Raw genomic sequence first — 14,536 nt, 5'->3', positions numbered from 1 at the left:
GGCTCAATGCCGAGCTTGTTGGTGTCGATCGGCGAGAGCAGCAGAAAAAAGCTAATTTTTAAGTCAATACAGCGTATTTTGACAGAAAATCCCAGCGGAAAGTCAAAAAGCCGATATTTATCCGGTTAGACTTTAAGTTAGGTACGCTCGGTCTCTAATGTATTAGGGAGTTGGTAGTCGGCTTTACAGTTGGCTGGGATCGCCTAGTGTTAGCCTGAGAAGATAACTAAAACTTTTAGGCAAGGCTCCCTCAGCATTTATGGCTCAAATTCTTGACCCCCTACCCTCAGACACCGACAGCAAGATTCTGTGCTGCTACGTCAACGCCACCAGTCAAATTCAGATTGCTCGTATAGCCAACATTCCTAACTGGTACTTTGAACGAGTAGTGTTTCCCGGACAGCGCTTAGTGTTTGAAGCGATACGGGCCGCAGCATTGGAAATTCACACCGGGATGATGGCCAGTGCAATTTTGTCGGATACAATTCCTTGCGATCGCTTGCAAATTAACGAAGGCCCCTATTCAAACGTCAATCCTAGCAGATCCCGAGACGCAGTTCAGGGCGATCGAACAGTAATAGCCGGCCGCCCCAAATCCCGAGAACTCTCAGAACCTTTGACTGTACCGGCACTAACCGCCGTGGATTAATCGGAGTTGTGAGTTTTGAGTTATAAATTGTCAGTTAATTGATAGCTCTGCGCTCAAAATTCCAACTTCTGCAAAACGGTAAAAATTCAACAGTTAAAAATCAAAATTTCTGAAATGAATTTTAGATCAAAACTCACAACTGCAAATATTGTCCGGTTTTTCGTATTTCCCTGAGTTTTGTTGGCGGCCCCGGAAGCTGTGCAAAAATATCATTAAACAGCTTCTAGAATTTCAGCCATGTCAGCACAACCTCTTGCTTCTTCCCCATCTTCTTCCCCATCTTCTGCCCCAGTATTTGAGCCGGCTGTATTCCGGCTTTCTCCCCTGATTAGAATCACCCTGTTGAGCTTGTACACAGCCTTGACAATTCCGTTGCCGTTTTTGTCTGAAGTAACGAAAGCACCCGTTCCCCCGGCCGCACTCTGGGCGGGAATTGTTGTCGGCGCTGTGGGCCTCTACGGCGTGCTCAGTGAAAGGGTAATTTTGAGCGAGGAAGGGATTGAAGTCACATATCCCAAATGGTTTCCGCGTTTGTTTCGCAAGGGTTGGTCGCTACCTTGGACTGAGGTAAAAGCTCTCAAACCTCGATCGACTGGTCAAGGAGGTTTAGTTTACTATTTTTTGAGTCATTCGGGTGAAGGTTATTTGTTGCCAATGCGAGTGGCTGGATTTGGTAAATTAGTCGGTTTGGTGGAAGCAAAAACAGGTATTGATACTAGAGATGTCCGCCCTTTGTCTCAGCCTTGGATGTATCTTATTTTGCTCTTCTGTACGCTGCTGCTGCTGTTGGTGGATGCGTGGACTATTGTCACGGCGATCGGGCTTAAAGGCAATTTGTAATATTATGTCCGGTACAATAACCGTTATAAAGTTGGTACTGAGGACTTCAGCCCTCATAAAACTTGCTCGGAGTGAAGTCCTGAATAAGCTGTACTGCATTGAGTTTTTACCTTTGGGGGGCAAGAAACCCACCCCACAAGATTTGCCATCAAAATAAGTATATAGATTGAACGCGCGATCACTTACAAACCTCTTTGATTGTGATACTTTATGTGGCTACGATTAGCTGAAAAATATTTAGCTAGTTTGCATTTTTAAAACTCTTAAATTTCTTGTGGGGTGGGCATCTTGCCCGCCCCCACTATCCCGGTTAAATCGGGCACATCTTATTATCAAACACTCACAACAAAGAAAAACCCGGTTTCTTTAAGAAGCCGAGTTTTTACGTATTCTATTGTTTATTTAAACTACTTAACTTCAGCCGATCGCCGAGTGGTAGGCGATTCGTAGTAAACTCCCGAACCTGTATCCGAGACAAAATGACAATCCCAGTAAGAGCGAATAAAGCTCTTCCAAATTGGATCGGTTGACTTGCGATAATAATCGCCCAACACTGGTTTAATTGCTTCCGTTGCTTCCTTCAAGTGATAGTGCGGCATCGTCGAGAAAATGTGGTGGGCTACGTGAGTCCCGATGTCGTGATGGATGGAATTGATGATTCCGTAGTCGCGATCGATCGTAGACAATGCACCTTTCAAGAAATACCAATCTTTACCGCGATACCAAGGAATATCGGCTTCTGTGTGGTGCAGGTATGTTACCAAATCCAGCCACATCACGAACACTACATAGGGAACCAAGTAGAACTTGAGTAAAAACAGCCAACCAAACTGATAGGTTAGGGCGCCTAAAAAGCCTACCATCAGTACCAAGGATGCGGAACTCGTCAACACATCCCATTTTTCGGAGGGACGGAAAAGCTGGCTACCGGGCATGAAGTGAGAACCTGCCCGAACGCCCGATCCGCGAAACAGATAAAGTGGGTAGGCAAATAACATCAAATAGAAGCGTCCCAGCTTTTCGTACCAGCGCATTTGTTCGTAATGGCTCTCCGACACGGGATACCAGCTTTCATCGTTATCTAAGCTGCCTGTATTCGCGTGGTGGGTTCTGTGACTGATCCGCCAACCGTGGAACGGGACAAGAATTGGAGCGTGGGAGAGGTGTCCGATCAGGTTGTTGAGCCATTTGCTCTTAGAAAATGAACCGTGTCCGCAGTCGTGGCCCACTACAAACAATGCCCAAAACATGGTTCCCTGCATTAACCAAAATATTGGGTAAAAGAGCCAGGAATCGACGGTGTAGGCGATCGCATACAAACCTGCGATGATGCCAATATCTAAAAAGAAGTAAGCCAGAGATTTCCAGGCCGAGGGTTCAAAACAGTGGGCTGGAATAGCTGCTTTGATATCTTGAAGAGTAAAAGGTAACTCTGTTGTACGAGAGGACGAGCCTTGATTGATCGGGGGATTGAGAACAGTATTTGATTGCACGAAGTTTCCGATTTAAGCTGACTTGAGAAACCGCATTCCGCCTTCTTTTAACAGTCAATCGATTTTAGATTTTAGATTTTAGATTTTAGATTCACTCCACAGATGAATCTGGGGGCTTAAACTACTAATATCTAAATTTTTTGGCTCTCCCCGACATGAGTCGGGGGGTTGTATCCCTATGCAGGTGAGGTAACATTCAAACTGCAAGGAGCCATATTTTTACTCTGCAAGGGTTTCTAAAGTTCTTTAGTTCGCATGAACAGCCCGTCCGCGATTCTCAAGCAAGTTGGCTTGTGGAATACTTGTGTGGGAAAAATTAGTGCGATCGACCCTGTTATCTGAAAAAATCTCATGTGCCCGTTGTTGGTGCGAAATGCGACTTCAATCTGAGAGTGGACATCTGGAGGAACTACCTCCAGTCTGCAGGTAGCATACAGCGCTTCGAGCAAAAATTCTGAACGAGTCTGTAGGGAAAAGCCCATCGATTTTTGATTGGCGATTTTAGATTTAAGGACAAATCTCCAATCTCCAATCTCCAATCAGAGTGTTGGGTTTCACGCAAGTTCTACCCAACTGACTGTTCACTACAGTTCACAAATTCTGCAATTATTGCTACAGCTAAGCTAATGTAACATTTCTACACACATTCTGGCAATGACTTACCAGAAAATTTTGAAAGTTCATAAATTGCGGAAAGTGACGGGCGATCGCTTTTTCGCTTTGGGATTTTCTAGGTTCCAGCCTTTTCTAATATGAGCTTAGACCGTTTTACCACTTCTGGAACGTCGATCGGATAATCACCCGTGAAACACGCCGAACAAAAACTCATCGGGTCTTCGTTAGTCGCCTTCAGCATTCCATCCCAACTCAAGAAAGCCAAAGAATCAACCCCAATTTGGGCGCCGATTTCTGCGACTGACTTAGTAGCAGCAATCAACTGATCTTGATTGTCGGTGTCGATCCCGTAGAAACACGGATGAGTCACAGGCGGCGAGGAAATTCTCATGTGAACTGCAGTTGCGCCCGCATCCCGCAAGGCTTTGACGATTTTGCGGCTGGTAGTACCGCGCACGATCGAATCATCGATAATAATTACTCGCTTTCCTTCCAACACATCTTTGAGAGGGTTGAGTTTCATGCGGATTCCTGACTCCCGCATTGTCTGAGTCGGTTGAATAAAAGTGCGCCCGACGTAGCGGTTTTTAATCAATCCTTCGGCGTAAGGAATGCCGGAAGCTTGAGAAAAGCCGATCGCGGCCGGGATTCCAGAATCGGGAACCCCGATGACTATATCCGCATCAGCCGGAGATTCTGCTGCTAACAAACGCCCGATCCGCAGGCGGTAGCTGTACAAACTTTCACCTTCCATTTGGCTATCGGGGCGAGCAAAATAGATCATTTCAAAGATGCAAAGTTTGCGCTTTTGTTGCTGACTCCAGTGGAAGGAAGCCATACCTTCATCTGTAATCCAAACTAATTCTCCCGGTTCTACGTCCCGCAAAAATTCAGCACCGATAATATCCAAGCCACAAGTTTCCGATGCTAAAACGTATCGTACCGGAGTTGTGGGGAGGATGCCAATTACCAACGGGCGGACGCCGTGGGGGTCCCGGACTCCCATCACTCCTTTGGGGGTGGCGATCGTCAAACTAAAGGCTCCTTGGCACATAGCAAACGCACTGATCGCGGCTTCCAACCAGTCTTTGCCCTTGTCTACCTCGGAGCCGATCGCCACTGCGATCGCCTCTGAATCTGTCGTGCTGACAAACTCGCACTTCCGAGACAGCAATTCTTCCCGCAATTCTTTGGTATTGACAAGATTCCCGTTATGTGCCAATGCCAGACTTCCCAAACGAGTTTGGACAACCACAGGCTGAGCGTTGACCACGCGGGACGAGCCGGTAGTAGAGTAGCGAGTGTGGCCTACAGCTAAGTTACCGGGCAAGTGACCTAAACTCGATTCGTTGAAGACTTGGGAAACCAGTCCCATATCTTTGTGCAGGTGGACTGTTTCACCGTCAAAGGTGGCAATCCCTGCGGATTCCTGACCCCGGTGCTGCAAGGCATACAAACCGAAGTACGTCAACTTGGCTACATCTTCACCCGGTGCGTAGATACCAAAAACGCCGCAAGCTTCCTCGGGCTTGTCGGGTTTGCTAGAATGCTCGTCAGCCTCGAAGGAATGGTTGGGAATCATAGATGGGTGGGTTCCTAATGGGGAAGGTGGGTTAGGGGGACAGTTTCAGCGGGAAATCTTGTTTGCGAAAGCGTCGCATAACTTAACATTCCCTTAATCTTGCCACGGATCTGTCATTATTTCCAAATCGTGTAGCATTTCAGACAGAAGCGATGCGGCGTTTAATGGCATTGTAGTATCGATCGCCCCCTGATCCTATATTAACCTTGATTAATTGTGGGCGAGGGATTCGGCGAGGGATTCGGCGATTGAAAGAGACTGTTGGATAATTCGCCGAGGGTGTTACCCCTCACATCTGGAATGCAGCGTTTGGGTTCGCTATTGGTAGTTAATAGCTATATGGTTAATTAAATACTTAGTCCAGAGCCACTATTTTTAGGGGTGAGGAGTGAAACCATTTTTAAATTCGCCCACAGTCTCTTGAAATCGCTTCTTGTCAAACTCTCGTCCCCGCAGAGGGGAACGAATAGATCGGCGATCGTGCAATGGAAAATAAAGTAGAAACTTGCTTGATGGGCTTTTTCAAATATTAGGATTTAAAGCCCATATATCTTGACTTTTCCATAAAATTGACCTAGTATATCATCATGGGAATCTGTGCGACCATGTAATGTCATTTGGGGCGCGATCGAGTATTAAGTAATGTCCACAGGAGTGAACCGTGGGATGGAGATTTTGCAGCCTGAAAACTTTCCCTAATCTACAAAGTCAATCAGCTTCATCTCCTGACAAAACTTCCTCTAAATCTCTCGCTGCGTGCAGAATTCTCACTACCTCAATATAGTTATCAAAAGACAAATAGAAAATCAGATAATTCTCAAAACCCCTAACTGACAATCTTCGCAAACCCTCCAACCGTGGATTTTGAACCGGATACAGGCGGCCCATTCCCGACATTTGAGCCAATCTCGCAAATGTCTGACGTGCTGCATCAAAAAAACGCAATGCAGCATCAAGATTATTTTGAGCAATATATGCAAAATTTTCGTCTAAATCTTGACTTGCTCTTGGTGTAATGACAATCCGTTTAGTCATTGCTGCTGTCGGTCAAGTTTCTGCACCAACTGAGCGCGTTTTTGCTCCCACCAATCATCGGTAATCTCTATAGAATTGCCACTATCCAAACCAGCCAACAATAACGACTCAACCCGCGCAGCTCTTGCTTGTTCTTGGCGAATTAGGTGCAAGATGTATTCCGCTGCATTACTGTAGCCTCCGATTGCAACTTGTTCGTTAATAAAATTTTGAATTGAATCGGGAAGAGGAAGATTGAGGCTCATATTTTTTATCCTTCCTGATGTGCGACTTTGGCATATTTTAATTATTATAAATCAGGTTCGATCAATTTCCGTTTTTGTAGGGTGCGTCGCTGTGAGATTTTTGAGGAAATTTGCAGATTTGAGATGGCGATGCACCTGACTGACTCTCGCGGTGTGTCGCTGCGAGATTGTCGATTTGATTTGTAGATTGTTGACAGCGACGCACCCTACCACTACTACGCGGAAACTAGGACGAGGAAGAAACCGAAGCTACCGCCACGCGAAAACCGATGCCCCTGAAGCGAGAGCCCGCCGAATACCTCAAACGAATGGCACTGCGGCAATAGACCGCATCGTCGTACCAGGAACCGCCACGCCGCACTCGGTTATTATCCGTTCCAGTTTCCCAAGAACTTCCGTCAGTCGGTGCACCACTATAATTATCGTGGCACTTATCACTGCACCTTTCCCAAACATTCCCGTGCATATCATATAAACCAAACGGATTCGGTGGAAAACTGCCCACATCCGTTGTTTGTTGACGATAAAGCCCCTTCGGCGCAGCACCGTAAGGATTATTGCCATTATAATTAACTAAATCCGGCGTAATGGTGTCGCCAAAATAGAAAGGTGTTGTAGTTCCCGCGCGACAAGCATATTCCCATTCCGCTTCCGAAGGTAAACGATAAGTCTTCCCTATTTTTTCAGAAAGTTTCCGGCAAAATTCCACAGCATCATTCCAGGTAACTTGTTCTACAGGGAGTTGTTTGCTTTTGAAAAAACCTTTGAAATGAGAAGGGTTATTCCCCATCAACGCTTGATATTGTGCTTGAGTGACTGGATATTTACCCATAAAAAAAGGAGAGATATTCACAGTATGCTGCGGCCCTTCATTGTTATTTCGCCCTGCTTCCGTATTAGGGGAACCCATCACGAAACGGCCGCCAGGAATTGCTACCATGTCTAAGATTGCACCGCCACCTAAATTTTCCCTAAAAAATTGTGCTTGACGGCGTTGACGGCTACTTATATTACCCCGCACATCAACTGTCACCACTTCAAAGTCAAACCTTTGTAAAGTCGGCGCGGGAGTTGGTGTCGGTGCGGGAGTTTGTCTTGACTGACGTTGAAAATCTATTAAAACTTCCTCGGCTGATTGATAGCGCTGCTGAATATCTTTTGCCAACAACTTATATAAAATCACTTCCAATCCCTTTTCTATGGGGCTTTTCAAATGTTGCTGCCAATTGGCCGTCCAACTATAACCTTGATCCACCCACAAATCAAAAGGATATAGCCCTGTCAGTAGATGAAAAGCAGTCGCCCCCAAGCTAAACAAATCGCTGGCTGGATAAGCTTCACCCCCTTTCATTTGTTCAATGGGTGCATAACCATCCGAACCAATTTTCGTTCCCAGTCTAGACATTACTGTTCCCGACAACTGTTTGGCAACTCCGAAATCAATCAGCATTAACACACCGTCGCTGCGACGGCGCATAATATTCTCAGGCTTGATATCTCGATGAATAATTTTTTGTTCGTGAATAAACTTGAGAACAGGTAGAAGTTCGAGTAATACTTGCTTAACTTGGCTTTCTTGCAAAATTCCCTGAGTTTGGAAAAGCGTCAACAAATTATCACCATCGACAAACTGCTGTACGAGATACAAATATTTGTCTTCTTCAAAATAGGCATCTAGTGATGGAATTTGGGGATGTTGTCCTAGCTGTTGCAGTTGTCTGGCTTCTTGCTGAAATAATTCTCTCGCTTTGCTACTCTCCCAAGTACCCTGGAAATTTGGTGCTAATTGTTTAACGACACAGCGTTGATTTAGTCTATCAATATCTTCTGCTAAATAGGTTCTGCCGAAGCCACCTTTACCGAGGAATTTGATCATGTGGTAACGCCCTCGCAGGATGGGGACGAGTTTAACGCCACAACTGATACAATATGTTTGCCCGTCGGGGTTTTGAGGATTGGCGCAGTCGGGATTGATACAGCAAATCATTTATTTTATGAATGATACTGTTTATATTGTATAGATTGACTGGGCGATTGACTCGACGATTAATTGGGCAATTAATTGGGCGTTTGAAATCGCTTCTGCACAAACAAACTCCGCCTGCGCGGACTGAAAATTTTAAACCCGCGTCGGCGGGTTTCGTCTGTGTAGAGGCGGTTTCAACCGCCCTTTATATGGAATGCGATTAGACAGATGCAATCCGACGCTCGATCGCATTATAGAATCGATCGCCCATATCACCCATCGCCACCTCAATTAACGCTTTATTGTCAGCAGTCACAACCCGCAAAGGTGATTCAGCACAGCAAACTAAACCAATTTTTTGCCACATTTTGGTCAAATGTTCTTGCAGGTAAGACTCCCAAATCCCTTGATTTTTGGGTGCGACTGAAACTACAATGCTGTTGCCCATTTCACCAAACAAAATTTCATCCCAGCGGCCGACCTTTTCCGAATTGAAACTGAGATGGATTTCCGCACCCATTTTAGCAGAAATACAAGATTCCGCGAGGGCGATCGCAATTCCACCTTCCGCACAATCATGGGCAGAACATACCCAACCTTGCCGAATTCCATCGCGACAAACCGATTGCACTTTTCTTTCTAACTCAAAATCTATCCTTGGCGGTTTCCCAGCTACAATCCCGTGAATTGCTGCTAAATATTCCGAACCTCCCAAAGTAGGAGAAGTTTCGATTTTTGAGCTTTCAGATGGAAGTTCTGAGTTTTGGGATAATTCACCAATTCCCAGCACATAAATTAAATCACCTTTCTTTAGCCAAGCTTGGCCGCAAATCTTCTTCAAATCGGGAATTAACCCCACCATTCCGATTACCGGAGTCGGATAAATTGGTTGAGGATTCCCCTCAGCATCAACAGTTTCATTGTAAAGAGAAACATTGCCCCCAGTCACAGGCGTTCCCAACTCCCGACAAGCATCAGCAATTCCGCGACAAGCTGACGCTAACTGCCAATATCCGATCGGCTTTTCAGGACTGCCAAAATTCAAATTATCAGTAACTGCGAGAGGTTCAGCGCCCACACAGCTTAAGTTTCTCGCTGCTTCCGCTACGACTGCTTTTGCACCTTCATAAGGATCGAGATAAACATAACGAGAATTGCAATCAACCGTTGCAGCAACTCCGGGAATAACCCCTTGCTGCGGCACTTCCTTCTTGCTAAGGGGGGGAGAAACTTTTGGAGTTTCCCTACCTTGTGCCTTTGTAAATAGAGGAATTACTTCTTCTTCCTGTTTGCTTTCCGAAGCTTCAGAAACAGCATCTTCTCTCTGTAGATCCCCCTTAGCAAGGGGGTGTTCTTCTAGCCCTTTAGCTAGGGAAGAGTGGCAGGGTTCTAGCGGACGCAATCTGACAACCGCAGCATCAGCACCACCCGGTAAAACAACAGTATTGTTTTGCACTTGATGGTCGTATTGGCGATAAACCCAGCGTTTAGAAGCGATGGTGGGAGTATCTAAAAGCGTCAGCAAAATCTGATTCCAAGTTTGGAAATTGCCGTTAACTTCGATACCTTTAACTGTGGATTGTGGCAGCGAATCCGCCGTCCATTCCCATGCTTTTTTAGCATATTCTGGCGGCTCTGTCAACAGTTCTCGATGATAAATTGGTGTGTTATCTGCCAAAGCAGTCGCGGTAATTTCGGCAGCGATTTCGCCTTTAAATAGAATTCGGACGATCGGCTTTTCGATAACTGTCCCCGCTACTACCGCGTGCAATCCCCAGCGGTGGAAAATATCGATTAATTCCTGTTCCCGTCCTTTTTGGGCAACAAACAACATCCGTTCTTGGGATTCCGAAAGTAGGTATTCGTAGGGAACCATACCGCTTTCTCGAACGGGAACTTTGTCTAAATCGAATTCAATGCCGACGCCGCCTTTGGCTGCCATTTCTGATGTCGAACAGGTGATTCCGGCGGCACCCATGTCTTGGGCGGCGACGACTGCACCGGTTTTGAATGCTTCTAAACAAGCTTCAATTAAGGATTTTTCTAAAAATGGATCTCCTACTTGGACTGCGGGGCGATCGTCCATTGATTTGTCTGTCAATTCTGCACTGGCAAAACTTGCTCCTCCCATGCCATCGCGCCCGGTAGTTGAACCGACGTAAAGCACGGGATTTCCGATGCCGGATGCCCCGGATTTTACGATTTCTTGAGTTTCCATTAAACCCAAGGCCATAACGTTTACTAGGGGGTTATCGGAATAAGCAGGATCGAAGTAAACTTCGCCGCCAACTGTGGGTACTCCAATGCAATTTCCATAATGGGAAATTCCCGATACTACGCCTTTGAACAATCTCTGAGTTTTAGGGTCGTCTAAGTTGCCAAAACGCAGGGAATTTAAAAGTGCGATCGGGCGAGCACCCATTGTGAAGATATCGCGGAGAATCCCGCCGACACCGGTTGCTGCACCTTGGAAAGGTTCGACTGCTGAGGGGTGGTTGTGGGATTCAATTTTGAAGGCGAGTTGCAAGCCGTCCCCCAAGTCTACGACGCCGGCATTTTCTCCGGGCCCGACTAGAATTCGATCGCCCTCTGTGGGAAACTGTTTTAATAGTGGCCGCGAATTTTTGTAACAGCAGTGTTCGCTCCACATGACGCCGAACATTCCCAATTCAGCTTTATTGGGATGGCGACCTAGACGCTGAACGATTTCTTCATATTCTTCTGGTTTGAGTCTTTCAGCGGCAATTTGTTCGGGGGAAAATGGGGATTCGGAGATGGGAGACATGGAAACTCGTTATAAACCACAGGCTTTATTCTAAATGCCCTGTGGTTGGTTAATCTAAAATCTATAATCTAAAATCTATAATCCTAGGTCTTTGGGTTGTGAATCTAAAATCTAAAATCTAAAATCTAAAATCGAATGACTTTACCTCGAAATCTCAATTTTGCTAACCAAAACTTGCGGAACCGTTCTTTTAAAGGGCTTGACTTGTCAGGGGCGAATTTCAGCGGTTGCGACATTCGAGGCTGCAATTTCACCGGGGCGATTTTGAGGGGGGCAAATTTTCAGGGTGTCCGAACCGGACAAAGCCGCAGGCGGGTGAGAAATTTGATTGCTAGGGCTGGGGTAACTGCGGTGACAGTGACGGGCGCTGGGGCTTTGACTGGACTGATAGCCGGGGCGGATGCGGGGGCTGTGGCTGTGGCCGGAACGGCTGCTACGGCGATTGCTGCGACTCGCGGTGAGGCTGGGATTGTGGCAGGGGCTGTTGCTGGGGCTGCTGCTGCGATCGGCGCTAGCGGTATTGTGACATTTTTTGGCGGAGATACTATCAGGGGAATTGTCTTATTTTTGGTTTCTGGGGTAATTCTTGGGTTAACTGCGATCGGCTTTTTTATTGCTGTTGAAGAAATAGAAAAATTGTCGGTAACGTCGTTTAGAAAAGCTGATTTAACTGATGCTGTATTCGATCCGGGGGCGGTTCTAGATGCAGATTTTTCCGATGCGCGAGGAGTGCCGTGGTAGACTACACAATTACTGATTTTTTACCCATTCCCGGAATTCTCGCACTGCTGTGGTTGCGCCTGTAGTTTGAGTGCGATCGATAAATTCGTCAACTTTTGCAGTCGGTAGCATGGGGAAAGCCCGGGAAAAATTGCACTCGGCATATTCGCCATTTTGTAATTGATAAAACTTGATGCTTCGTCCGTCGTACCGCCAAATTTCTGGTACGCCTAAATCTGCATATAAATCGAATTGATTTAAGGAACTGCTGGTAATATCAATTTCTAGTGCTAAATCGGGCGGCGGATCTTGAGCAAAGTCTAATTCGGTTCTCCCTCTAACCAGTGCTTCATTCTGGATATAATAGCATGAATCTGGTTCTTTTCCCGCTGCTTTTTTGCGTTTTTGAATAGTCATCGAGCCAAAGGGGTTGTACTCCAGATTGAGTTCTTCTATGAGAGTTACAATTAAGCGATCGATCAGCCTATTGCGATTTTCATGTTCCGGTAGTGGCACCATAATTTCTAATTGACCTTGATGATAAGCAATTCTGGTGGAACGTTTGTTGCCCAGTTCCCCTAGCAGGCTTTCATATAATTGCCAACTGATATTGGGGAGTAAAACTCGCTGTTCGGGGGGCGTTGATATTGTTAGCATTTTACTTGGATTTTATAGTTTGAGAATATTTTAGTTTATCCTTTTTTTTTGCGAACAGCACAAAAAGTATCTGCCGACAGCTACGGTCATGCGCTACTCTAGTTAATAATAGACTGTGGTCATTAGTCCTTGTTGTATGAAGCTGCGATCGTTCTTTTCTTTCCTCATTGCTGGCGTCTTGGCACTCTTAGGCTTGAGTGCCGGTGGTTTTTACTGGCTGACAACTCAAACTCCCCTCAATTTGCTTGCTGGCGGGCCGACAACTACCCCGGCTGCGGCTGTGTTTGTCTCGAAACAAGCACCTTTGTTAGCTTCAATGCTGGTAAATCCCGATCGCCTCGAAGCATTGCGACAAGTTTTTGCCACTCCCGAAGAAAGAAGCCGATCGCACGCAGAATTTGAGCAAATCAAAAAAAGTTTTCTCGCCAATACAGGCCTGGATTACAGTCGAGATATCCAACCTTGGATAGGTGACGAAATTACCCTCGCCGTAACAACGCCCGATTTGGATGGCGACAGCAGCAACGGCAAAGAAACCGGGTTTTTGCTGGCAGTTTCCTCCCAAAATGTCGATCGCAGCCAACAATTTCTCGACTCCTACTGGCGAAAACAATCTCGGGCCGAGAAAACAGTGCAGTCGGAACTCTATAAAGGCATCCAACTAAATTACAAAAAATCACTTACAGCTAACAAAAAATCCGCTGCAATTTCGCCTTTCAACTCCTTTTCCCTGCCGAAGTCAACTTTGCCACGTAGTTTCGCCACAGCGGCAATCGGCGGCCGTTCAAATTCGGGAAATAACCCCAGTTTTGTTTTATTTGCCAACAGTCCGACGGTGATTCGAGATGCAATTAATAACGTTGAAGCAGACAATCTAAATCTCAACAATACCCCGGAATATCAAAAAGCTTTACAGCAGTTAAATCAAGGCAGAATAGCTTTAGCATTTGTCAATCTCCCGCAGTCAGCAACCGAGCAAAATCCCCAACTTTCTCTTAATTCTCTTGCAGTTGCTGTCGGAGTCAACCGACGAGGATTGGTGGCTCAAACTGCTTTAGTGACATCGCGAGAAAACACAGCTTCTCCCATACTCTCGGAACCTGTGCAAGCCTTGCAGTACATTCCCTCAGCGAGTCCTTTCGCGGTCGCCAGCACGGATTTAAGGAATTTTTGGGCTGATTTGTCGTCGGCGGTGTCCACTAATGCAGAAGTCTCAAAATTAGTCGATCGCACCTTCGCAGATATTCAGCAAGTTTGGGGCGTCAACCTGCAGCAGGATATATTTGACTGGGTACAAGGAGAATACGCTTTAGCAGTGCTTCCAAATTCGTCAAATAGTGCTGACTGGATTTTCGCGGCCGAAAAATCTGCTGATTCCCAAAAGGCGATCGACAAACTCGATGAAATTGCCCGCAGCAAAGAATACAGCATCGGCAGCTTCACTCTCAGAAACCAGAAAATTACCGCTTGGACGCAGTTGACAACGAACCCAAATTATGGGAGACAAAATAAGAGAAAAAGTGCGATCGAAACCGAGGCAAAAGGAGTTCGAGCCACCGTCGGCAAATACGAAATTTTCACCACTTCTGTAGAAGCAATGGACGCAGCACTAGAAGCAGCAGAAACAGGCTCTTTAGTTGCCAATCAAGATTTTCAAACCAGCATTGAACCGCTACCGCCATCTAACGACGGCTATTTTTATTTAGACTGGCCCTCCAGCAGGCCAATTTGGGAAAAACAAATCCCGCTGTTGAGGTTAATTGAACTTTCGGCAAGACCATTGTTCGACCACTTGCGATCGCTCACCGTCACCAGTACGGGAGAGATCACAGGCATTCGCAAAGCTACAATATTTATGCGGCTGAATTAGTCAGAAGGAAGAAGGAAGAAGGAAGAAGGAAGAAGGAAGAAGGAAGAAGGAAGAAGGAAGAAGGAAGAAGGAAGAAGGA

Annotated in this window: 12 protein-coding genes; 4 read left to right on the top strand and 8 right to left on the bottom strand. The window is 46.1% G+C overall.

The window, feature by feature from the left end:
• The first annotated feature begins 259 nt into the window (after positions 1-259).
• Positions 260-649 (top strand): DUF1830 domain-containing protein, encoded by a 390-nt coding sequence (locus QT994_RS17480; RefSeq protein WP_333176500.1) that lies wholly within the window; start codon positions 260-262, stop codon positions 647-649.
• 237 nt (positions 650-886) lie between these two features.
• A complete protein-coding gene (locus QT994_RS17475) occupies positions 887-1,489 on the top strand; it encodes a hypothetical protein (protein WP_333176498.1) in 603 nt (200 codons plus the stop codon).
• Between the two features lie 407 nt (positions 1,490-1,896).
• Here the strand turns inward: QT994_RS17475 and QT994_RS17470 are convergent, their stop codons facing one another.
• The 7 genes from QT994_RS17470 to purL form a co-directional block, all read right to left on the bottom strand.
• Positions 1,897-2,982, bottom strand: a complete 1,086-nt coding sequence (locus tag QT994_RS17470) for a DUF3474 domain-containing protein (protein WP_333176496.1) — start codon at positions 2,980-2,982, stop codon at positions 1,897-1,899.
• Positions 2,983-3,218: 236 nt separating this feature from the next.
• A complete protein-coding gene (locus tag QT994_RS17465) occupies positions 3,219-3,464 on the bottom strand; it encodes a hypothetical protein (RefSeq protein WP_333176494.1) in 246 nt (81 codons plus the stop codon).
• A gap of 248 nt (positions 3,465-3,712) precedes the next feature.
• Complete coding sequence (gene purF / locus QT994_RS17460) at positions 3,713-5,179, bottom strand: amidophosphoribosyltransferase (protein ID WP_333176492.1); 1,467 nt, start codon at positions 5,177-5,179, stop codon at positions 3,713-3,715.
• A 708-nt stretch (positions 5,180-5,887) separates the two neighbouring features.
• On the bottom strand, positions 5,888-6,214 hold the full coding sequence (locus tag QT994_RS17455; protein WP_333176490.1) for a type II toxin-antitoxin system RelE/ParE family toxin: 327 nt from the start codon (positions 6,212-6,214) through the stop codon (positions 5,888-5,890).
• Entirely contained in the window at positions 6,211-6,459 is a 249-nt protein-coding gene (locus tag QT994_RS17450; RefSeq protein ID WP_333176488.1) for a type II toxin-antitoxin system ParD family antitoxin, read from the bottom strand. Before QT994_RS17450 ends, QT994_RS17455 begins: the two co-directional genes overlap by 4 nt.
• 226 nt (positions 6,460-6,685) lie before the next feature.
• Positions 6,686-8,446 carry a bifunctional serine/threonine-protein kinase/formylglycine-generating enzyme family protein gene (locus tag QT994_RS17445; protein ID WP_333176486.1) on the bottom strand — a complete coding sequence of 587 codons (1,761 nt, stop codon included), beginning with the start codon at positions 8,444-8,446 and terminating at the stop codon, positions 6,686-6,688.
• A gap of 199 nt (positions 8,447-8,645) precedes the next feature.
• Entirely contained in the window at positions 8,646-11,210 is a 2,565-nt protein-coding gene (gene purL / locus QT994_RS17440; RefSeq protein WP_333176484.1) for a phosphoribosylformylglycinamidine synthase subunit PurL, read from the bottom strand.
• Positions 11,211-11,345: 135 nt separating this feature from the next.
• Between purL and QT994_RS17435 the strand changes: the two genes are divergently transcribed.
• On the top strand, positions 11,346-11,951 hold the full coding sequence (locus QT994_RS17435; RefSeq protein ID WP_333176482.1) for a pentapeptide repeat-containing protein: 606 nt from the start codon (positions 11,346-11,348) through the stop codon (positions 11,949-11,951).
• Between the two features lie 9 nt (positions 11,952-11,960).
• Here the strand turns inward: QT994_RS17435 and QT994_RS17430 are convergent, their stop codons facing one another.
• On the bottom strand, positions 11,961-12,587 hold the full coding sequence (locus QT994_RS17430; protein WP_333176480.1) for a Uma2 family endonuclease: 627 nt from the start codon (positions 12,585-12,587) through the stop codon (positions 11,961-11,963).
• A 136-nt stretch (positions 12,588-12,723) separates the two neighbouring features.
• On the opposite strand from QT994_RS17430, the gene QT994_RS17425 reads away from it, so the two are divergent.
• Positions 12,724-14,457 carry a DUF3352 domain-containing protein gene (locus QT994_RS17425; protein WP_333176478.1) on the top strand — a complete coding sequence of 578 codons (1,734 nt, stop codon included), beginning with the start codon at positions 12,724-12,726 and terminating at the stop codon, positions 14,455-14,457.
• The last annotated feature ends 79 nt before the right edge of the window (positions 14,458-14,536 follow it).

This window comes from Microcoleus sp. S13_B4, from assembly GCF_036700885.1.
Taxonomy (GTDB): domain Bacteria; phylum Cyanobacteriota; class Cyanobacteriia; order Cyanobacteriales; family Microcoleaceae; genus Microcoleus.
The sequence above is the reverse complement of the archived record's forward strand: the minus strand, read 5'-3'. Positions and strand labels throughout refer to the sequence as shown.

Excerpts from the sequence above, each read along its gene's own strand:
- QT994_RS17465 (WP_333176494.1), bottom strand. The coding sequence starts at position 3,464 with ATGGGCTTTTCCCTACAGACTCGTTCAGAATTTTTGCTCGAAGCGCTG.
- purF (WP_333176492.1), bottom strand. The coding sequence starts at position 5,179 with ATGATTCCCAACCATTCCTTCGAGGCTGACGAGCATTCTAGCAAACCC.
- QT994_RS17450 (WP_333176488.1), bottom strand. The coding sequence starts at position 6,459 with ATGAGCCTCAATCTTCCTCTTCCCGATTCAATTCAAAATTTTATTAAC.
- QT994_RS17430 (WP_333176480.1), bottom strand. The coding sequence starts at position 12,587 with ATGCTAACAATATCAACGCCCCCCGAACAGCGAGTTTTACTCCCCAAT.
- QT994_RS17425 (WP_333176478.1), top strand. The coding sequence starts at position 12,724 with ATGAAGCTGCGATCGTTCTTTTCTTTCCTCATTGCTGGCGTCTTGGCA.
- QT994_RS17445 (WP_333176486.1), bottom strand. The coding sequence starts at position 8,446 with ATGATTTGCTGTATCAATCCCGACTGCGCCAATCCTCAAAACCCCGAC.
- QT994_RS17480 (WP_333176500.1), top strand. The coding sequence starts at position 260 with ATGGCTCAAATTCTTGACCCCCTACCCTCAGACACCGACAGCAAGATT.
- QT994_RS17475 (WP_333176498.1), top strand. The coding sequence starts at position 887 with ATGTCAGCACAACCTCTTGCTTCTTCCCCATCTTCTTCCCCATCTTCT.
- QT994_RS17455 (WP_333176490.1), bottom strand. The coding sequence starts at position 6,214 with ATGACTAAACGGATTGTCATTACACCAAGAGCAAGTCAAGATTTAGAC.
- purL (WP_333176484.1), bottom strand. The coding sequence starts at position 11,210 with ATGTCTCCCATCTCCGAATCCCCATTTTCCCCCGAACAAATTGCCGCT.
- QT994_RS17435 (WP_333176482.1), top strand. The coding sequence starts at position 11,346 with ATGACTTTACCTCGAAATCTCAATTTTGCTAACCAAAACTTGCGGAAC.